This is a genomic window from Actinoplanes sp. NPDC051537 (assembly GCF_055586105.1).
The window spans coordinates 71,572-90,864 of the sequence record NZ_JBVJIU010000006.1 but is presented as its reverse complement, the minus strand read 5'-3'; the positions used below and the strand labels follow the sequence as shown (position 1 = coordinate 90,864).

Sequence of the window (19,293 nt, the reverse complement as noted above, 5' to 3'; positions counted from 1 at the left end):
AAACGCTGAAGCGAGCACTCAACAACGCGCGCTACGCTCGCACGTCATGACCCCCATCCCCGCCCGCGCCGACGTCGTGATTGTCGGCGCCGGTCACAACGGTCTCGTCTCCGCGATTCTGCTGGCACGGGCCGGGCTCGACGTCGTCGTGCTCGAGTCCGCGAGCGTGCTGGGCGGGGCGACCCGCACCGAGCGGCCGTTCGCCAAGGTTCCCGGCCTCGGCCAGTCCACCGGCTCCTACCTCCTCGGCCTCATGCCGCCCGAGCTGCTGCGCACGCTCGACGTCGACATCCCGGTCCTGCGCCGCGATCCGCACTACTTCCTGCCCACCCCCGGGGCGGCCGGCTCGCCGTACCTCCTCTTCGGCCGCGACCAGGCCTCCACGCGCGCCCAGCTCGAGCGCTTCTTCTCGCCGCGCGACATCGCCGCCGACGAGCAGCTCGCGGTCGAGATCGCGGCGCTGCGGTCCGATCTCGCGCCCGCCTGGCTCGAGGAGCCGGGCACGGTCGAGGAGATCGCCGACCGGCACATCCGGCCGCAGCTGCAGAGCACGTTCATCGATCTGGTGCGCGGCTCGGTCGCCGATTACCTGGCCCGGTTCGGATTCAAGAGCGAACTGCTGATGAGCATGTACGCGGTGACCGACGGCCTCTCCGGTCTGAACGCCGGCCCCGACGACGCCGGCACGGGTCACAACTTCCTGGTGCACAACATGTGCCGGCTGCCGGGCGCGGACGGCACCTGGATGATCGCGCAGGGCGGCATGGGCACCGTCTCGCGCACGTTCGCCGAGGCGGCCCGGGCGGCCGGCGCACAGCTGTTCACCGACGCCGAGGTCACCGCCGTCACCATGGACGGGGGCGCGGCCAGTGGGGTCGTGCTCGCCGACGGCCGGACCCTGTCGGCCCGCGTGGTGCTCGGCGCCTGTGACCCGTACCGGCTGATGAGCCTTGTTCCTTCGGGCGTCATTCCGGCCGAGCTCACGTCGCGCATGGCGGCGGTCAAGCGCCCCGGCACCACGCTGAAGCTCAACCTCGCGCTGCGTGACCTGCCGCGGTTCTCCTGCCTGCCGCCCGACGCGGCGTCGCCGTTCGGCTCGACGATCCACCTGCTGCCGGGTTCGGCCGGTCTGGCCACCGCCGGCGCCGACGACCGCGAGTCGCCGATGGCGGCCCTGCGGGCCATGTGGGCGGAGGTCCAGGCCGGGCAGCTGCCGGCCGAGCCGACCATCGAGTGGTACGTGCACACGACCGTCGACCCGTCATTGCAGGACGCCGCGGGCCACCACTCGTCGGCGCTGTTCGTGCAGTCGGTGCCCTACGAGCTGACGGGCACGACCTGGGAGGAGGCGCTGCCGGGCTACGTCCAGCAGCTGCTCGCGATCTGCGACCGTTATGCCCCCGGCACGTCCGACCTGGTGGCGGACGTGATGCCACTGACCCCGCCCGGCATCGAGAAGCATTTCGGCATCACCGGCGGCCACATCCACCACGTCGACAACACGGTCGCCTTCAACGAGCGCATGCCGTACTTCACCGGCGTAGACGGCCTGTACGCCGGCTCGGCCGGCACCCACCCCGCAGGCTCGGTGATCGGCGCCGCCGGCCACAACGTCGCCAAGCGCATCCTCGCCGACCTGGGTAAGTAGCCCGGCAGCCTCGACGAAGTCGCGGCCGTCGCCCCGCTCGGGGGTGGCGGCCGCACGCATGTGCGACGCCGGTGGTCTGCGCGTACCCGGAGCGCCGCCGGCTTTTGGTCGCCTCGAATGCCGCCGGCCTGGATCTCGCCGAACGCCGTCGGCATGTGCGCGCCCGGTGCCACCGCTAGCCTGCGCCCCGCCCCGTAGCGCCGCCGGCTTGTGGTCGCCTCCAATGCCGCCGGCCTGGATCTCCCCGAACGCCGTCGGCCTGCGCGCGCCCCCGCCCACCACCAGCCTGCGCGCCCCACCCCGAACGCCGCCGCTCTGCGCCCCGCCCTGAAACGCCGCCGCTCTGCGCCCCGCCCTGAAACGCCGCCGCTCTGCGCCCCGCCCTGAAACGCCGCCGCTCTGCGCCCTGCCCTGAAACGCCGCCGCTCTGCGCCCCGCCCTGAATGCCGCCAGCCTGCGCCCACTCGGCCCGCCGCCAGGCTGAGCCCCACCCCGAACTGGGTGGGGCCAACGTAGGGCCTGGCTACGACAATTCTTGCGAGCTATCCACAGGTGCATTGCCGTCGAGGCCGCCAGCCCGCGCTGCCCGGAGACCGCCAGCCGGACCCACTCCGAACGCGCCGGTCCGGACCCCACCCGGAACTGGGTGGGGTCAACGTAGGGCATGGCTATGACAATTCTTGCGGGCTGTCCACAGGTGCATTGCCGTCGAGGCCGCCAGCCTGCGCGCCATTGGGAACGCCACCAGCGACGAGCCGCCCTGCACCGAGAGTGTGGCGTTGAGGCCTACCGCCTGCGCGCTACCGCGAGCGCCGACCGCCTGCGCTCACTGCGAACACCGCGAGCCTGCGCCTTACAGGGAACGCCGCGGGCCTGCGCCTTACACAGGGAACGCCGCGGGCCTGCGCCTTACTGCGAACACCGCGCGCCTGCGCCTTACTGCGAACACCGCGAGCCTGCGCCTTACAGCGAACGCCGCGGGCCTGCGCTCACGGCGAACACCGCGAGCCTGCGCCGTACTGCGAACGCCGCCGGCCTGCGCTCGCACCCCGAACGCCGCCGGGCCAGACCCCACCCGAAAACTGGGTGGGGCGAACCTACGGCCTGGCTACGACAATTCGCGGGGCTATCCACAGGGACGGGTCGGAGCTGAGCGCCGCCGGCAACGAGCGGGTGCGATGCGCTTGGGGTCGCTGCGGGGGAACGGGCTTGGGGTGAGCGTTACCGCTCACGCACGTCGCCCGGGTGGGGCTAGCGGTTTGGGCGCGTCAGCGCCCTGCTCGGCCCGCCCGGGTCCCCCGCGGGAGCGACGGTCCGTACGCCCCACCCGCGTGGGACATCGTGCATTTGATCTTTTACGGGTTCGTCTTCTCGGCGCGGATCTTGTGGCCGACGCTCGTCAGGCAGCGGCCGCTCGGCAGGTCGAACTTCCAGCCGTGCAGCTGGCAGGTCAGCGTGTTGCCCTCGACGATGCCGAAACGGCTCAGGTCGGCCTTCAGGTGGGGGCAACGGCGCTGGAGGGTCCAGTCGCCCAGCTGCGTGTCCTCGGCCTCGACTGCCTTCTCGTGCTCGTCGTACCAGCCCTCGGCGTATTGCAGGCGCTCCTCGCTGAGGCACTTGAAGAACGCGTAGACGAACTCGTTGTACTGGCCGATGCGGGCGGCGGAGAAGCGGCAGCTCAGGAACAGGCTGTTGACCCAGTCGCCCTCGTCTATGTGGATCAGGTGCTCGACCAGGCCCCGGCCGGTCTTGAAACGGTAGCGGACCTTCTCGTCGGCGTAGGGGCGCACCTGCTTGCCGGGGAAGTCGACCACGATCGACTCGATGATGTTGCCGGTGGGGCCGTCGGTGTCGGTGAAGTCGAAGCGGACCGGGCCGCCGACGCCCTGGGCCATGTAGATCGACTCTTCGAGCAGGGGCTCGATGCGCTTCTTGAGCTCGCCGAGCACGTCGATCTCGGGGTGGCGCCAGGATGCCTTCTCGGCCGCGATGACCGGGGCCTTCCGTTGCCTCATCTCGTCCAGATGTGCCGACTTGTTGGCGAAGAACTCGTCCACGTCGACGGGGTGTGTCGTGGTGGCGGCCGAGGTGGACAATTCGGTCACGGAGCCGGGGAGGAGGACGATTCCGTTCGTTCCGCCGACGGCGGCGTACTCGCGCATGAAGACCGACTGGTCGGGGAAGATGTTGCCCTCGTCGCCGAAGATGTCGTTGAACTTCCACAGCTCGTCGTCGAGGAAGCAGGGCGGGCCGGCGATCGGGAAGACGTGGTCGGCCTTGAGGTCGTCGATGTAGCGCCAGGTGCGGTCGAACTGACGGTCGCGCTTCTGCTTGCCGAACGCGGTCTTGGCGCTCTCGGGCAGCTCGTAGACCATCGGGTACCAGATCGCGCCGGAGAACTGGAGCATGTGCGCGTGCACGTGGCCGAGCTCGGCGAACGTGGTCAGGTCGGTGGGGCGCGCGTCGTTCTGGTTGAGCACGCGGACGCCCTCGTGCTCGACCCAGAGTGAGGAGTCGCCGATCGGGCCGTCGGTCGGGCTGGTCAGCGCCTGGATCATCACCTTGAGGCCGCCGTCGAGCTCATGCACCTCGTTGGACCTGGTCTTCAGGAAGCTCGTGAAGCCGAGGTCACGCAGCTCGTCCTCGAGCTGGCTGGTCGGGTACTCCGGGAGGAGCACCGTCGCCTTCTTGCTGATGAAGCGCCGGAGGTGGGCCGCGTCGAAGTGGTCGCGGTGCAGGTGGGAGACGTAGAGGTAGTCGACGTCGCCGAGCGTCTCCCAGTCCAGCAGCGAATTGTCGGGGAACGGGAACCAGGAGGCGAAGTAGGCCGGGTTGACCCACGGGTCGCACAGAATGCTGCCGGCGGACGTGTCGATCCGCATGCTGGCATGGCCGGTGCCCGTGATCCGCACTGGTCTTCCTCCTCCGCCTTGGGTCCTGACCGCATCGAAGGTACCCGGTCGTGCGAGACTTGACCGTATTGGGATCGCCTGCGAGGAAGGACTTTCGGCGTGTCTGCGGAACAAGACCCGGTCTACGCTCCCGACCAGCTCAAGCCGGGCAACCGGAAGCTGGCCCGTCTCGGGGCGCTCGGCACTGCGGTGGCCATGCTCATGTTCTTCTGGGGTAACCACGAGGGCAACACCGAGAACATCTTCCTCGTCGTCTTCGCCCTCGGCCTGATCGGCGCCGTGATCGCCGATGTCGTGCTGCGGCGCAACGGGCTCAAGCCCAACGACCAGTAACTCGTACCTCATGAAAAAGGCCCGCTTTCGCGGGCCTTTTCTCGTTACCGATGCCTCAGCAGGATGTCCTTGACCTCGCGCAGGGCCGCGTCGACCTCGGCCTCGAAGTAGCCGCCCGGGACCAGCCCGAACTGGAGCATGTCGAGCTCGTTCTCCGGCACCGGCATCGGGCCGCGACCGGTCATCGCCTGCAGGATGCCCTCGAAGAGGCGGTCGACCTGCATCGGGTCGTACCCGCTGCCGAAGCGGCGCACCTGGAACGTGCGACGCAGCTGGTCGACGCGGTAGAGCTCGCCGCCGGGCTCGCCCATCGGCGGGGGCAGCTGCGGCTGCGCCTGAGCGCCGTAACCGCCGCCACCGGACATCGGCGGGCCGGACATCGGCGGACCGCTCATCGGCGGACCGCCGTAGCCACCGCGCGGGTCGGGCTCGCCGTAACCACCGGGCTCGCCGTAGCCGCGGGAGTCCTGCTCGCGCTGCGGCATGCGGATCTCGGCGGTCATGTCGGTCTTGCCGTGCCGCCCGGCCTCGAACCCGTCGAAGCCGCCGGTGTCGTAGCCGCTCGGGTCATAGCCCGGGGGCGGGCCCTGGCGCTGCGGAAGCTGCTGCTGCTGGGGCTGCTGCTGCTGGCCGTACGGCTGGGGCTCGTCGTAACCGCGGCCGTACGGGTCCTGGCCCCGGGGCGGCATCTGCTGGGGCTGCATCCGGTCCTCGCGGATCGGGGCCGGGAGGCGCTCGGTCGGCGGGGCCATCCGGCCGCCGCCGGTCATGCCGCCACCGGTCATGCCGCCGCCGGTCATGTCGCTGCGCGGGCCGCCCATGCCGCTGCCAGGGCCGCCCGGGCCGGGGCCGAGGCCGCCCATGCCCGCGCCGGCCATCCCGGCCGCGCCCCGGCCGGCGAGACCGCCGCCGGAGCTCATGCCGCCGGTGTTCATGCTGCCGGTGTTGAGGCCGCTCCGCAGGGAGTCACGCATCGGGTCCGGCGCCGGGGGCCGGCCGCCACGGTCCTCGAGCTCGGCGAGCTGCCGCTCCACCCGGTCGAGGTGAAGGTCGACCTGCCACTCGTCGTAGCCGCCGAAGCGCACCCGGAAGACGACGTCGTGCACCTCCTGGGCGCCGACGGGCGGGCCGACCGACTCGCCGGCCAGGGTCGCCTCCACTCGGTCGAGGAAACCGTCGACCTCGTCGACCTTGTAGCCGCGCCGCAGCGCACGCCGCCGGAAACGCTGCCCCTGACTCGTCACAACGTCTCCCACTCCGCTCGCCGGGACCTACGCCCAGTCACTGTGCCACCTCCGCGTCGGCGGCGCCCCCAGCGCCCGCCTCCGTGAGCTCACCCGCGGCCAGCTGGCCGCACGCTCCGTCGATCTCCCGGCCCCGGGTGTCGCGGACCGTCGTCGCCACGCCTGCCTCACGCAGGCGGCGCACGAACTCGCGCTCGACCGGTTTCGGACTGGCATCCCACTTGCTGCCCGGGGTCGGGTTCAGTGGGATGAGATTCACATGCGCCAGCTTGCCGTGCAGAAGCTTGCCGAGCAGGTCGGCTCGCCAAGGTTGGTCGTTTACGTCCCTGATCAGGGCGTACTCGATCGAGACCCGGCGTCCGGTCTGCGCCGCGTAGTCGAACGCGGCATTGAGCACCTCGGCCACCTTCCAACGCTGGTTGACGGGCACTAGCTCATCGCGCAGATCATCATCGGGGGCGTGCAGGGACAGCGCAAGGGTCACGGACAGCTCTTCCGCGATCAACCGCCGCATTGCGGGCACCAGACCCACGGTGGAGACGGTTATGTGCCGTTGCGAAAGTCCCAGACCCTCCGGAGCAGGCGCGGTGAGCCGGCGAACGGCCTCGATCACCCGGGGGTAGTTGGCCAGCGGCTCGCCCATGCCCATGAAGACGACCCGGGACAACCGCGGCGGCGAACCGGTGACGGCGCCGCTCGCCGCGACGCCGGCCAGGTAGACCACCTGGTCGACGATCTCGGCGATCGAGAGGTTGCGGGTCAGGCCCTGCTGGCCGGTGGCGCAGAACGGGCAGGCCATGCCGCAGCCCGCCTGGCTGGAGATGCAGGCGGTCACCCGGTCGGGATAGCCCATCAGCACGCTCTCGACCAGGGCGCCGTCGTGCAGCCGCCACAGCGTCTTGCGGGTGGCGCCGTCGTCGCAGGCCAGCTCGCGCACCGGGGTCAGCAGCGTGGGCAGCAGGTCGCCGGTGAGGCGCTCCCGGGAGGCGGCCGGCAGGTCGGTCATCGCGTCGATGTCGCGGACCAGGCGGCCGAAGTAGTGCGTCGAGAGCTGCTTGGCGCGGAAGGCCGGCTCGCCGAGGGTGGTGACCGCCGCCTTGCGGGCCGCGAGGTCGAGGTCGGCGAGGTGCCGCGGGGGCATGGCCGCGCGCCGCCGCGTGGTGACCGCGTCGGGCTGATCGGGGCTGGTCGGGATGACCGGAAGAATCGTCATGGCGTATCCAGTCTCCCACGCCGCGCGAGTAGCTCCCTCATAGCTGGTGAGCGATCAGCGCGAACAGGAGGTACGCCGTGGGCACGGCGAACACGATCGAGTCGAGCCGGTCCATGATCCCGCCGTGACCGGGCAGCAGGTTGCTCATGTCCTTGATGCCGAGGTCGCGCTTGAGCATCGACTCGGCCAGGTCGCCGATCACCGCCACCACCGAGATCACCGCGCCGAAGAGCAGGCCCCAGTAGGACGGGATGTCGAGCAGGAAGTACAGCAGCAGGGCACTGCCGATGGCGGACGCGCAGATCGAGCCCGCGAAGCCCTCCCAGGTCTTGCCCGGGCTGATCGACGGCGCCATCTTGTGCCGGCCGAGGAAGACGCCGGACGCGTAGCCGCCGGTGTCGGAGAGCACGATCGCCAGCAGCGTGCAGAGGACCCGCCACTTCCCGTCCTGCTCGGGGTCGGGCTGCTGGAGCAGCACCGCGAAGCTGAGCAGGAACGGCACGTAGACCGCGATCATCAGCGTCGCGGTGAAGTCCCGCTTGATCGACTTGAGGCCGTCGGCCAGGCGCCAGACCACGCCGGCGACGACCGTCACGGCCAGGCCGACCAGCAGCGAGTCGGTGCCGTCGTGGTAGGCCAGGCCGATCATCAGCAGGGCCCCGCCGAGCAGCGGGATGACCGGCGGCTCGGCCCCGGTCTTGCGCACCGCCCGGGTCATCTCCCAGACGCCGAAGCCGGAGGCCACGGCGATCAGGCCGAGGAAGGCCGGCCACCACACCAGCAGCGAGCCGAGCACGAGCAGGACCAGGCCGACGCCGACCGCGATGGCGGCGGGGAGGTTGCGGCCGGCCCGGCCACCGGGCTTGGCCGTCTTGTTAGAGGCCCGTCGCCGCCCGGGCCCGCGTTTGGCGGGCTCGGGCGGTGGCACGTCGCCCAGGTGCTGCGGGCGGACATCCGCATAGCCGTACGGCGCCGGCACGCTCGTGTCGTCGCCGGACGTCTCGCCGGCACGCGGATCGAGGTAAGACATCAGACCTCGAGCAACTCGGCTTCCTTGTGCTTGACGAGCTCGTCGACCACCGTCACGTAGCGGTGCGTGGTGTCGTCGAGCTCCTTCTCGGCGCGACGGACGTCGTCCTCGCCCGAGTCGCCGTCCTTGACCAGCTTGTCGAGCTGCTCCTTGGCCTTGCGGCGGACGTTACGGATGGCCACCCGGCCCTCCTCCGCCTTGCTGCGCGCGACCTTGATCATCTCGCGGCGGCGCTCCTCGGTCATCTGCGGCAGGTGGATCCGCAGCTGGGTGCCCTCGTTGTTGGGGTTGACACCGAGGTCCGAGTCGCGGATCGCCCGCTCGATCGCGCCGAGCTGGCTCGCGTCGTACGGCTTGACGATGACCATGCGCGGCTCGGGGACGCCGACCGAGGCCATCTGCGTCACCGGAGTGGGCGCGCCGTAGTAGTCCACCACGATCTTGGAGAACATCGCCGGGGTCGCCCGCCCGGTGCGGATCGCGGCGAACTCCTCCTTGGCGTGCTCGACCGCGCTCTCCATCTTCTCTTCGGCCTCGAAGAGGGTTTCGTCGATCACCGGCTCTTCTCGCCTCCTTGCTGTGCTCGATGGGGTTTTCAGGCTCAGGCGGTGATCAGAGTGCCGATCTTCTCGCCGCTGACGGCACGCACGATCGTGTCGTCGCCCTCGGCGCCGAAGACGAGCATCGGAAGCTTGTTTTCCTCGCAGAGACTGAACGCGGCCTGGTCGGCGACGCGCAGCCCACGCTGGATGATCTCCTGGAAGGTCGCGGCCTCGAGCTTCTGCGCGGTCGGGTCGACCCGGGGGTCGGCCGAGTAGACGCCGTCGACGCCGTTCTTGCTCATCAGCACGATGTCCGCGTGGATCTCGAGCGCGCGCTGGGCGGTGACCGTGTCGGTGGAGAAGTACGGCATGCCGGCGCCGGCGCCGAAGATGACGGCGCGCCCCTTCTCGAGGTGACGGATCGCCCGCAGCGGGATGTAGGGCTCGGCGACCTGGGCCATCGTGATCGCGGTCTGCACCCGCGTCTCGATGCCCTCCTTCTCCAGGAAGTCCTGCAGGGCGAGCGCGTTCATCACGGTGCCGAGCATGCCCATGTAGTCGGCGCGGTTGCGGTCCATGCCGCGCTTCTGCAGCTCGGCGCCGCGGAAGAAGTTTCCGCCGCCGACCACGACGGCGACCTGGATGCCGCGGCGGATGACGGTGGCGATCTGCCGGGCGATGCCCTGGACGACGTCGGGGTCGACGCCGACCGCGCCACCGCCGAACACCTCGCCGGAGAGCTTGAGCACGACCCGACGGGGCCGCAAGGACGGCGGAGTCGGATCGTCAACCGGAGATTCCTGCTCGGTCACCATCGTCATGAGACCCGCCTTCCCTTCATAGCCCAGCAGAGACCTTATGTGACGGGGAGGCCGGGCGCAGAATCGCGTTCCCGACCTCCCATGCCTACTTCTGGCGGCTTCTTACTCCTGGCCGACCTCAAACCGGACGAAGCGGGTGATGGTCAGCCCGGCCTCGGCGGCGATCTGCTTCACGGTCTTCTTGTTGTCGACGACCGAGGCCTGCTCGAGCAGGACGTAGTCCTTGAAGAAGGAGTTCACCCGGCCCTCGACGATCTTGGGCAGCGCCTTCTCGGGCTTGCCCTCCTCCTTGGCGGTCTCCTCGGCGATGCGGCGCTCGGACTCGACGACCTCGGCCGGCACCTCCTCGCGGGTGAGGAAGCGCGGGCGCATGGCGGCGATCTGCATGCCGATGCCCCGGGCGTCCGCGTCGGCGGCCTCGTCGGTCTTGCCCTCGTACTGCACGAGGATGCCGACCTGCGGCGGCAGGTCCTGCGCCTTGCGGTGCAGGTAGACCGCGACGTTGCCGTCGAGGTTGACGAAGCGGTTCACGACGATCTTCTCGCCGATCTTGGCGGAGTACTCCTGGATCGTGTCCGCCACCGACTTGCCGCCGGGCAGCGTGGCGACCGACAGCGCGGCCGCGTCGGCGGCGTTGATGGCGGCGCCGAGCTCGACGAGCTGCTGGCCCAGGGCCACGAAGTCGGGGGTCTTGGCGACGAAGTCGGTCTCGCAGTTGAGCTCGAGCAGCGCCTTCTCGAAGTGGCTCACGATGCCGTTGGCGGCGGTGCGGCCGGCCCGCTTGCCGACGTCCTTCGCACCCTTGATGCGAAGGAACTCGACGGCCTTCTCGAAGTCGCCCTCGGACTCCTCGAGCGCCTTCTTGCAGTCCATCATGCCGGCACCGGTCAGGTCGCGGAGCTTCTTGACGTCCGCGGCGGTGTAGTTAGCCATGACTCTCTCTTTACTCGGCGGGGACGGTCTCGGCGGCGGGAGCGGCCGCGGCCGGGGCCTCGGCGGCGGGAGCGGCCTCGGCGACCGGAGCGACCTCGGCCGGGGCCTCGGCAGCAGCCGGGGCAGCCTCGGCGGCGGGGGCCTCGGCGGCCTTCTTCTCCGCGCCCTCGTACAGGTCCCGCTCCCACTCGGGCAGCGGCTCGCCGGCGGCGACGGTGGCGACCTCGGGCTTGGTGTCCTCGCCGCCACGGTTGCGGCCGGAGCGGGCGATCAGGCCGTCGGCCACGGCGCTGGCCACGACCCGGGTCAGCAGCTCGGCCGAGCGGATCGCGTCGTCGTTGCCCGGGATCGGGAAGTCGACCTCGTCCGGGTCGCAGTTGGTGTCGAGCACGGCGATCACCGGGATGCCCAGCTTGCGGGCCTCGTCGACGGCGATGTGCTCCTTCTTGGTGTCCACGACCCAGATCGCCGACGGCACCTTGGTCATGTCACGCAGACCACCGAGGGTCTTGGTGAGCTTGTCCTTCTCGCGGGAGAGCTGGAGGGTCTCCTTCTTGGTGTACCCGGCGGCGGTGCCGCTCAGGTCGCCCAGGGCCTCGAGCTCCTTCATCCGCTGGAGCCGCTTGTAGACGGTCTGGAAGTTGGTGAGCATGCCGCCCAGCCAGCGGTGGTTCACGTACGGCTGACCGACGCGGGTCGCCTGCTCGGCGATCGCCTCCTGCGCCTGCTTCTTGGTGCCGACGAAGAGGATGTGACCACCCTCGGCGACGGTGTCACGCACGTAGCTGTACGCCTTCTCGATGTAGTCGAGCGTCTGGCGCAGGTCGATGATGTAGATGCCGTTACGCTCGGTGAAGATGAAGCGCTTCATCTTCGGGTTCCAGCGCCGGGTCTGGTGCCCGAAGTGGACACCGCTCTCCAGCAGCTGACGCATGGTCACGACGGCCATGGTGGCTTGCTCCCTGTTTTCCCTGGTTGTCACGCCCACCGGCGGTAGGCGTCCTGGCGCCCGGTCGCCGGCCACAGTCGGACCCGATGAAGATCGAGACCAGGGAGGGCCGTCGCCGCCGATCCCGGGTTGATCCGGGACCTGACGGAGGGCACGCGAGGTCGACCGCACATGGCGGTCGCCGAGTCACAAGCATACGCCAGGTGGGAGCCGTCGTTTTCTGTGGGGTTTTCGACGCTTTTACGAGGTTGCGAGGCCTGCGGCCAAGAGCAAGATCAAACCGGCGGGGAGGTACGCCACCGGCGGGCGCAGCCAGGTCTCGCGGGTGATCGTGCCGGAGCGGGCGACCGAGAAGAGCCCGATGCCGGTAAGCGTGAAGCCCAGCGTCAGCAGCACGGCCGGGACGATGCCGCCGGCCGTCGGGTCGCCGGTGAACGTCTGATCGATCAGCAGCCGGATGACCGGGATCAACAGGACGATCATCACGATTGCCACCAGGAACGACGAAATCGGTCGCCGCGAGTGGTAGACGTTCTCCTTCGGCGCGGTGATGGGCGGGACGAGGCTGGTCGGCTCGGCCATCGGGGTCACCGGGGTCATCGGGTTCATCGGATTCATCGGCGCGATCGGGGCCGGTGGCATCAAGGCCGGGCCATCAGTCGGCCGAATTGTCGGGTATTCCGGCCCGCGAACCGGGATGCGCGTCTCTTCGGCCGGGACGCCGAGGCTGCCCGTCGTCGAGAGCGGGTCGGTCAGCGCGTACGGATTGGACGCCGGCGCGGTCGCGGGCCGCTGCTCCGGCAGACGGAACGCGCCACTCGGGCGCTCGTGGATACCCGAGTCGTAGACGCCGGGATCGGTGGACCGGGCATATTGGCCCAGCCCCTTTCCCTCGTACCAGCTCGGCTCGTCGTCGGCGGCGTAGCGGTGTCCTTCCACGATGTCGCACCGTAAGTGACCACGGTCGCCGATGCCACCGCTGGAGCCATAACACACCGAAACGGCTACACAGCGGTTTTCCACAGTCGCGCTCCGTCCACAACCCGGCCAAATTTCCCGGCGCGATCGGCGGAAGCGGTCCACGGTTGTCGCCCATGACGACGGAACGACAAACCCTCGGCGCGTACGGCGAGCAGGTCGCGGCCGACCATCTGCAGGACCAGGGCCTGGTGGTCCTCGACCGAAATTGGCGCTGCCCCGACGGCGAGATAGACCTGGTCCTCCGAGAAGGCAACACGGTCGTCTTCTGCGAGGTGAAAACCCGCCGCGGCGACCGTTTCGGCTCCCCGGCCGAGGGTGTCACCCCGGAGAAGGTGCGCCGGCTCCGCAAGCTCGCCATCCGCTGGTTCCAGGCGACCGGGCTCCACGAGCGGGACGCCCGCTTCGACGTGGTCGAGGTCCGGCCCCGGCGTGGCGGCGACCCGGCCGTCACGCACATCCGCTCGGCCTTCTGATGAGCTACGCGCGCGTGCTCTGCGTCGGCCTGGTCGGGGTCGCGGGGCACGTCATCGAGGTCGAGGCCGATCTCTCCCTCGGCCTGCCGGCCGTGGTCCTGACCGGCCTGCCGGACACGGCGCTGCACGAGGCCCGCGATCGGGTGCGGGCGGCGGTGGTCAACTCGGGTCAGAACTGGCCCAGCCGCCGGATCACGGTCAACCTGCTCCCGGCCGCGCTGCCGAAGCACGGCAGCAGCTTCGACCTCGCGATCGCCGTCGCCCTGCTGACCGGCGCGGGTGACCTGCCGGCCGGCCCGCTCGAGGGCGTGGTCGTGATCGGTGAGCTCGGCCTCGACGGCGCGGTGCGGCCGGTCCGCGGGGCGCTGCCGATGGTCGCCGCGGCCGTCCAGGCGGGGCTGACCAGGGTGATCGTGCCGCTGGAGAACGCGCGCGAGGCGGCCGTGGTCCCCGGCGTGACGGTGTCCGCGGTCGACACCCTGCGCCGGCTCGTCAGCTTCGTCCTCGGCGTCGGCCGCCTCCTCGATCCGCCGCCGGCCGAGGACACGCCGGCCGCCACCGGTCCCGACCTGTCCGAGATCGCCGGCCAGGAGCTCGGCCGGTTCGGCCTGGAGGTCGCGGCCGCGGGCGGCCATCACCTCGCGCTGTTCGGCCCGCCCGGGGCCGGCAAGACGATGCTGGCCGAGCGCCTGCCCTCGATCCTGCCCGGTCTCGACGACGCCGAGGCCCTCGAGGTGACCGCCCTCCAGTCGATCGCCGGGGTGCTGCCGCCGGGCGGCGGGCTCGTCCGCCGGCCGCCGTTCCAATCTCCGCACCACAGCGCGAGCATGGCGGCGCTGATCGGCGGCGGCAGCGGGGTGGCCCGCCCGGGCGCCATGTCGCTGGCCCACCGCGGCGTGCTCTTCCTCGACGAGGTCGCCGAGATGCCGGGGCCGACGCTCCAGGCCCTTCGCCAGCCGCTGGAGAAGGGGCGGGTGATCCTGGGCCGGGCCAACGGCACGGTCGAATATCCGGCGCGGGTGCAGCTGGTGGTCGCGGCGAACCCGTGCCCCTGCGCCCCGGCCGCCGGCGACCAGTACTGCACCTGCTCCCCCGCGACCCGGCGGCGCTACCGGGCCAAGTTGTCCGGGCCGCTGCTCGACCGGATCGACATCCGGATCACCCTGCACCCGCTGCGCGCCGCCCACCTGGTGGCGACCGGCGCGCCGGCCACGCCCTCGGCGGTCGTGGCCGAGCGGGTCGGGCGGGCGCGCGCGGCGGCGGCCGAGCGCTGGGCGACCGATGGATGGCGAGTGAACGGGGATGTCCCCGGCCGGAAGCTGCGGGAACACCCGTGGACGCTGCCGCCGGACGCCACCGCCGACCTGCGGAAGGCGATGGACCGGGGCTTCCTGTCGGCCCGCGGCTTCGATCGGGTGCTGCGGCTGGCGTGGACGATCGCCGACCTCGACGGCAAGGAACGCCCCGGCAGCGCGGAGGTTGCCGAGGCCACCCAGTTGCGGATGGGAGAGTCGCATGAGTACGCCCATTAGCCCGGCCGCCGGCTCCGACGAGGACCGGGCCGCGCGGGTCGCCCTGGTGGCGCTGGCCGAGCCCGGCCATCGCGAGGTCTGGGCGCTCGTCGAGGCCGACGGCGCGCCCGCGACGCTCGAGCGGCTCATGCGCGGCGACACGCCCGACGCGACGCTGAGGGTGGCGGCTCGGGCCAGGAAGGCGGACATCGATCCGCGGCGGGTTGCCGAAGCCACGATGCGGCGGGCCGAGCGGCTGGGGGCGCGCATTGTTGTCCCGGGCGACGACGAATGGCCGTACCGCGTGAACGAATTGGCCTTCCTGGAACTGGAGAGCGCGGGGCGGATCAACCGGCACGTGCGGCCACCGCTCTGCATCTGGGTACGCGGCGCCTGGCCCCTGGGGCAGACGCTCGAACGCTCGATCGCGGTGGTCGGCGCGCGGGCGGCCACCGGTTATGGCGTCGAGACGACGACGGAGATCGCGTCGGGGCTGGCCGAGCAGAACTGGGCGGTGGTGTCGGGCGGGGCGTTCGGGATCGACGCGGCGGCGCACCGGGCGACGCTGGCCGCGAACGGGATCACGGTGGCGGTGCTCGCCTGCGGGGTCGATCGGCCCTACCCGGCCGGCAACGCGTCCATGTTCGACCTGATCGCCGAGGCCGGGCTGCTGATCAGCGAATGGCCGCCGGGGTCGGAGCCGCTGCGGCACCGGTTCCTGATCCGGAACCGGGTGATCGCGGCCGCCACGGCGGGGACGGTGCTGGTCGAGGCCGGCGCCCGCAGCGGGGCGATGCAGACGATGAACCGGGTGCTGGCGCTCGGGCGGCCCGCGATGGTGGTGCCGGGACCGGTGACGTCGGCGATGTCCGTCGGGTGCCACGAGACCTTGCGATCACGGCCGGACGCCACCCTGGTCACCAACGTTTCCCACGTTCTGGAGGCGGTCGGGCGGATCGGCGAGTACGGGGTGGAGACGCCCCGCGGTCCGGAACACCGGCGGGATTCGCTCGACGAGGAATCGGCTCTCGTGCTGGAGGCGGTGCCGGCGCGCGGCTCGGTCACCACCGAGCAGCTCGCCGCGAAGGCCGGCCTGGATGTGCGCACGGTGCTCCGCCGGCTGTCCCTGCTGGAACTGGCCGGTCTGATCGAGCGGCGCGAGGGCGAGATCGCCCTGCGCAGGCGTACGGAGGCGGCGCCGTGAGCCCCCACGACTCGCGGTCGCCGCCGTGCCGTCGTTCCGTCAGTCCTCGGAGTCGTCCAGGTCGCGCCGATGAACCTTCATCCACGCCTCGACGTCGTCGGCCAGCCACACCTTGCCCTGCGCCAGATCGGCCAGCGGCTTGGGGAAGTCAGCCCGACTGGTGATCTGGTACGCACGCTGCCGGCTGACCCCGCCAAGCCGGATGCGGATCTCGTGCGCGCCCATGAGCCGGATCGGTTTCACTGCCACGTGATCGACCGTAGGCGTGAGACTATTAGTCAGTCGCCAACTTGATAGAAGACAGGTAGTCGTATGACATCTATACTGTGCCCATGACTAGGCGTCGCCGGGCAACCGAGCCGGTCCCCACAGCCCCCACTCATCGCCGAGATCGGCTCACCCTCTGGCGACGCTGCACCTGCGGCCTGACCTGGCCCTGCGTCGACCACGAGGTCCCCACCAAGCCACGACCGTTCCCCGCGCGCCCGGCCACACCGTCGCCAACGGTCGACTTCTACCTTGCCTCGATCCAGCCCAGGCCACCGCGCACTGCCACACCGCTCCCCACCGTCATCGACTATCTGGCCGCCGTCCCGTTCCCGACGTTCGTCGGCCTGACGGCTTTGCGCCCGCTGCCACGCTTGTCGGACGCCCCGGTCCCACGGTGGTCGCGCCCCACCCACGCTCCGGCCACCGCCACATTGCCACCACCACCCAGCGCCCGGGCCGACCTTGCCATCGACCCGGGCGCCGGGGGCGGCCCCGATCCAAGTCCCTGCCCCGGTCTCCGGCTCGGGGCCGCCCCCGCTTCCCCGCCCCGGCCCGCCTGCGCGGACCGCTCAGTCAATGACCACAGCGCCTCGAGGCGCCTGACCATGGCCGCTACGCGGGCGGCGAAGTAGGGGGCGCGTGGTGAAGGACGACAAAGCCGGTGGACGCGTCGGGCGGGTTGGTGCGCGCGGCATGCGGGCCGGCCCGCACGGGGGTCGGCGCGGCCACCTTCGGGAGCTCGTGGTGGCGCGCAGCCGCACCGGCCGGCCTCGGGGAGTCGCTACGTTCCTGCTCGATCGGAGCCCGCGATGACGAACGGCGGCCGAACGCCGCGGGCCGTGCCGCGCCAGCGATCCAGGAACCCGGAGGGCCTGCCCCGCCCCGAGGGTGAGCGCTCCGATCACCGGCAGCCCGGGCAGCCCGCCCGGTGGAAGGAGCTCCTTCCCGAACCCGGCGGCCAGCGGGAGATACCAATGACCACGATGGTGGGGCAGGTCGAGCATCTGCACGCCCGGCCCGCCTGGGACTGCCGCGTCTGCAACCAGCCGTGGCCGTGCGCCAACGCCAAGACGGATCTGCTGACGGAGTTCCAGGAGTTTCCGTCGGTGCTGACCATCTACCTTTCCGGCCAGATGTACGACGCCCTCGACGACCTCACCGCCCACGGGCAATCCACACCAGCCGACCTCTACGAGCGGTTCCTTTCCTGGGTCAGCTTCTGAGCCGCGCATCCCTGGCGCGGACACACCGAACTGGCACCTGCCGCCGCGGGCGCTTCTCGGCGGCGGCCGCTCTGAACGAGCGCCGCCGCGAACGCGACTTGGCCACGCATTGAACGGATGCCCTCCGCCGCGAACGCGACTCGGCCCCGCGGATCGAACGGATTCTCTCGCCGCCGCGGACGCGACTTGGCCGCGAACTGAACGGATGCCCGCCGCCGCGGACACGACACGGCCGCGCGCATGGACGGGAGCCCGCCGCCGCGGATACGGCTCGGCCGCGCGCATGAACGGCGGCCCGCCGCCGCGGACACGACTCGGCCGCGCGCATGAACGGGAGCCCGCCGCCGCGGATACGGCTTTGAAGGGGCGTGCGTCGCCGTGAATGTGACTTGGCCGCTCACGTCGAACGGGCATCTGCCGCCGCCCGTGCCACTTGGCGGACGGCACTGAAACAGCGGAACACATTGGACGGTCTTCGTGCGAGCGCTGGCATGCGGCTGGGCTCCTGCACTCGAGGCGCTGGCCGGCCTGACAGGGCGGGCGTTCGCGCTTCGAGGCGGTCACCGCTGGTCTCCCGGCAGCGGTGGAACGGGCGACGGCCGGACCGCGCACCAGGCGCTTTCGCGACCCTACGAGCGATCGACTAACCGCCGCCCGCCCTGCCGCCCGATCAAGTCTGGGCCTTCTCAGTGCGGCAGTTGTATTATACGGACATGCCTACATACGTACAATATGATGGAGCATCGTGGCCACGTAAATTGAGGGGCATGATCGATCCCTCCGCGGACCGAGCGGTGTTCCGCCAATTGGCCGACCTGCTCCGCAACCAGATCGAGTCGGGAGAGCTGGGCCCCGGCGAGCCACTGCCCAGCGAGCTGCGCCTCGCGCAGGAATACGGCATCAGCCGCACCACCGTCCGCCAGGCGATCGGGCAGCTCCGCACCGAGGGCCTGGTCACCGTCGACCGGCCACGTGGGACCTTCGTGCGGGTGCCCGAGCCAACCGAGCTCGTGACCCTGGCCCGCGGCGAGAAGGCCGGCGCCCGCATGCCCACCGACGCCGAGCGGCGGAAGTATCGCCTCGGCGAGGGCGTGCCGGTTCTGGTCGTCACGGCCACGGACGGCACGGAAACCGTCCACCCCGCCGACCGCGTGCAGCTGACCCGGCCGTAGAGCCCGCCCGCCGGGAAAGACGGCGGCGGCGCAGGCCGGGCGACCGGCGATCCGCGTGACGACCCCACCCGGGCCGGAAGAACTTGAAACCGCAACCTCGACCGGGCGGCCAAGGCGGCGGCGAAGGCGGCGGCGAAGGCGGCGTCGAAGGTAACGGCGGCGAAGGCGGCGTCGAAGGTAACGGCGGCGGGAAGGGATCGATCGGGGCGTGTCATGGGTCGACCCTAGGGCGGGGGTACGACAGAAAAGCGCCCCTCAGAAGATGCGATACCGAGCCTGCGACAACGTGAACCCGCTGCCCGAATCCGAGTCCTTGCACGTCAGCCCGGTGCTGGCGCTGTCGCACTCGACGGAGCCCGAGCGGAAACCGGTCCCATAGGCCAGGGTCTGCTTCGACGTACCGAGAAGCGTGTCTCCGTGGCAGAGCACCCGGGGCTTGCCGTTCGCCAGCTGCACGGCCCCGCCCCAGTCGAGTTCGCAGTCGGCGGGCTCGTCGGGCCACAGGAACGTCGCCTTGACTATGTCGCAGCGCACCGAAGAATCGGCTAGGTAGCAGTAGATGTTCTTCGACGGGGTGTTGAAGTAGGACTCCGGCACCTCGGAGATCGTGAAGGACGGCGGAAGCGAGGCCGGGCCACCCATCCCGGCGCGCGCGGACGGCGACGATGACGACGACTTCACCGGATCGTTCGGGCCGGCGGGGTCACAACCGGCCAGCACGGCGGGCACGGCGACGGCGGCGACCAGGGCGACGGCGGTGAGCAGGGCGGAGCGGCGGTTCAGGCTCATAGTGAGGCGCAGTTTATGAACGAGGCACAAGAACGCAATTCGAGG

General features: G+C 70.8%; 18 protein-coding genes. 7 read left to right on the top strand and 11 right to left on the bottom strand.

Features of this window, described 5'->3' with window-relative positions; translation table 11 throughout:
- Positions 1–46 precede the first annotated feature (46 nt).
- On the top strand, positions 47–1,648 hold the full coding sequence (locus ACZ6TB_RS15600) for a phytoene desaturase family protein (RefSeq protein WP_465554788.1): 1,602 nt from the start codon (positions 47–49) through the stop codon (positions 1,646–1,648).
- Between the two features lie 1,355 nt (positions 1,649–3,003).
- Here the strand turns inward: ACZ6TB_RS15600 and ACZ6TB_RS15595 are convergent.
- Entirely contained in the window at positions 3,004–4,560 is a 1,557-nt protein-coding gene (locus ACZ6TB_RS15595) for a Rieske 2Fe-2S domain-containing protein (RefSeq protein ID WP_465554786.1), read from the bottom strand.
- A gap of 99 nt (positions 4,561–4,659) precedes the next feature.
- Between ACZ6TB_RS15595 and ACZ6TB_RS15590 the strand changes: the two genes are divergently transcribed.
- Positions 4,660–4,893 (top strand): DUF2631 domain-containing protein, encoded by a 234-nt coding sequence (locus ACZ6TB_RS15590; RefSeq protein WP_465554784.1) that lies wholly within the window; start codon positions 4,660–4,662, stop codon positions 4,891–4,893.
- Between the two features lie 44 nt (positions 4,894–4,937).
- Here the strand turns inward: ACZ6TB_RS15590 and ACZ6TB_RS15585 are convergent, their stop codons facing one another.
- The 8 genes from ACZ6TB_RS15585 to ACZ6TB_RS15550 form a co-directional block, all read right to left on the bottom strand.
- Positions 4,938–6,137: a DivIVA domain-containing protein gene (locus ACZ6TB_RS15585; protein WP_465554782.1), complete on the bottom strand. Its 1,200-nt coding sequence runs from the start codon at positions 6,135–6,137 to the stop codon at positions 4,938–4,940.
- Positions 6,138–6,174: 37 nt separating this feature from the next.
- On the bottom strand, positions 6,175–7,350 hold the full coding sequence (gene rlmN / locus ACZ6TB_RS15580; RefSeq protein WP_465554781.1) for a dual-specificity RNA methyltransferase RlmN: 1,176 nt from the start codon (positions 7,348–7,350) through the stop codon (positions 6,175–6,177).
- Positions 7,351–7,387: 37 nt separating this feature from the next.
- A complete protein-coding gene (locus ACZ6TB_RS15575) occupies positions 7,388–8,380 on the bottom strand; it encodes a phosphatidate cytidylyltransferase (protein WP_465554779.1) in 993 nt (330 codons plus the stop codon).
- The gene (frr, locus tag ACZ6TB_RS15570) at positions 8,380–8,937 is read right to left on the bottom strand and encodes a ribosome recycling factor (RefSeq protein ID WP_465554778.1); all 558 of its coding nucleotides are present in this window, start codon (positions 8,935–8,937) and stop codon (positions 8,380–8,382) included. The genes ACZ6TB_RS15575 and frr overlap by 1 nt, the downstream gene beginning before the upstream one ends.
- A 44-nt stretch (positions 8,938–8,981) precedes the next feature.
- Complete coding sequence (pyrH, locus tag ACZ6TB_RS15565; protein ID WP_465554776.1) at positions 8,982–9,743, bottom strand: UMP kinase; 762 nt, start codon at positions 9,741–9,743, stop codon at positions 8,982–8,984.
- Between the two features lie 102 nt (positions 9,744–9,845).
- Positions 9,846–10,676, bottom strand: coding sequence for a translation elongation factor Ts (tsf, locus tag ACZ6TB_RS15560; RefSeq protein WP_465554774.1), 831 nt, complete (start codon positions 10,674–10,676; stop codon positions 9,846–9,848).
- A 10-nt stretch (positions 10,677–10,686) separates the two neighbouring features.
- Entirely contained in the window at positions 10,687–11,625 is a 939-nt protein-coding gene (gene rpsB / locus ACZ6TB_RS15555; RefSeq protein ID WP_465554773.1) for a 30S ribosomal protein S2, read from the bottom strand.
- Between the two features lie 240 nt (positions 11,626–11,865).
- The gene (locus ACZ6TB_RS15550; protein ID WP_465554772.1) at positions 11,866–12,564 is read right to left on the bottom strand and encodes a hypothetical protein; all 699 of its coding nucleotides are present in this window, start codon (positions 12,562–12,564) and stop codon (positions 11,866–11,868) included.
- Between the two features lie 155 nt (positions 12,565–12,719).
- Here ACZ6TB_RS15550 and ACZ6TB_RS15545 point away from each other — a divergent pair, with 155 nt between their 5' ends.
- Genes ACZ6TB_RS15545 through ACZ6TB_RS15535 form a run of 3 tightly spaced genes read left to right on the top strand, consistent with a single transcriptional unit; the run spans position 12,720 to position 15,794 of the window.
- Positions 12,720–13,079: a YraN family protein gene (locus ACZ6TB_RS15545; protein ID WP_465554770.1), complete on the top strand. Its 360-nt coding sequence runs from the start codon at positions 12,720–12,722 to the stop codon at positions 13,077–13,079.
- Positions 13,079–14,611: a YifB family Mg chelatase-like AAA ATPase gene (locus ACZ6TB_RS15540; protein WP_465554768.1), complete on the top strand. Its 1,533-nt coding sequence runs from the start codon at positions 13,079–13,081 to the stop codon at positions 14,609–14,611. The genes ACZ6TB_RS15545 and ACZ6TB_RS15540 overlap by 1 nt, the downstream gene beginning before the upstream one ends.
- Positions 14,595–15,794, top strand: a complete 1,200-nt coding sequence (locus ACZ6TB_RS15535; RefSeq protein WP_465554766.1) for a DNA-processing protein DprA — start codon at positions 14,595–14,597, stop codon at positions 15,792–15,794. Before ACZ6TB_RS15540 ends, ACZ6TB_RS15535 begins: the two co-directional genes overlap by 17 nt.
- A gap of 39 nt (positions 15,795–15,833) precedes the next feature.
- Here the strand turns inward: ACZ6TB_RS15535 and ACZ6TB_RS15530 are convergent, their stop codons facing one another.
- A complete protein-coding gene (locus ACZ6TB_RS15530; RefSeq protein WP_203780320.1) occupies positions 15,834–16,019 on the bottom strand; it encodes a DNA-binding protein in 186 nt (61 codons plus the stop codon).
- Positions 16,020–17,038: 1,019 nt separating this feature from the next.
- On the opposite strand from ACZ6TB_RS15530, the gene ACZ6TB_RS15525 reads away from it, so the two are divergent.
- Complete coding sequence (locus ACZ6TB_RS15525; RefSeq protein ID WP_465554764.1) at positions 17,039–17,287, top strand: hypothetical protein; 249 nt, start codon at positions 17,039–17,041, stop codon at positions 17,285–17,287.
- Between the two features lie 767 nt (positions 17,288–18,054).
- The gene (locus ACZ6TB_RS15520; protein WP_465554762.1) at positions 18,055–18,459 is read left to right on the top strand and encodes a winged helix-turn-helix domain-containing protein; all 405 of its coding nucleotides are present in this window, start codon (positions 18,055–18,057) and stop codon (positions 18,457–18,459) included.
- Between the two features lie 255 nt (positions 18,460–18,714).
- Here ACZ6TB_RS15520 and ACZ6TB_RS15515 read toward each other — a convergent pair whose 3' ends face one another.
- The gene (locus ACZ6TB_RS15515; protein WP_465554760.1) at positions 18,715–19,248 is read right to left on the bottom strand and encodes a DUF6636 domain-containing protein; all 534 of its coding nucleotides are present in this window, start codon (positions 19,246–19,248) and stop codon (positions 18,715–18,717) included.
- Positions 19,249–19,293 lie beyond the last annotated feature (45 nt).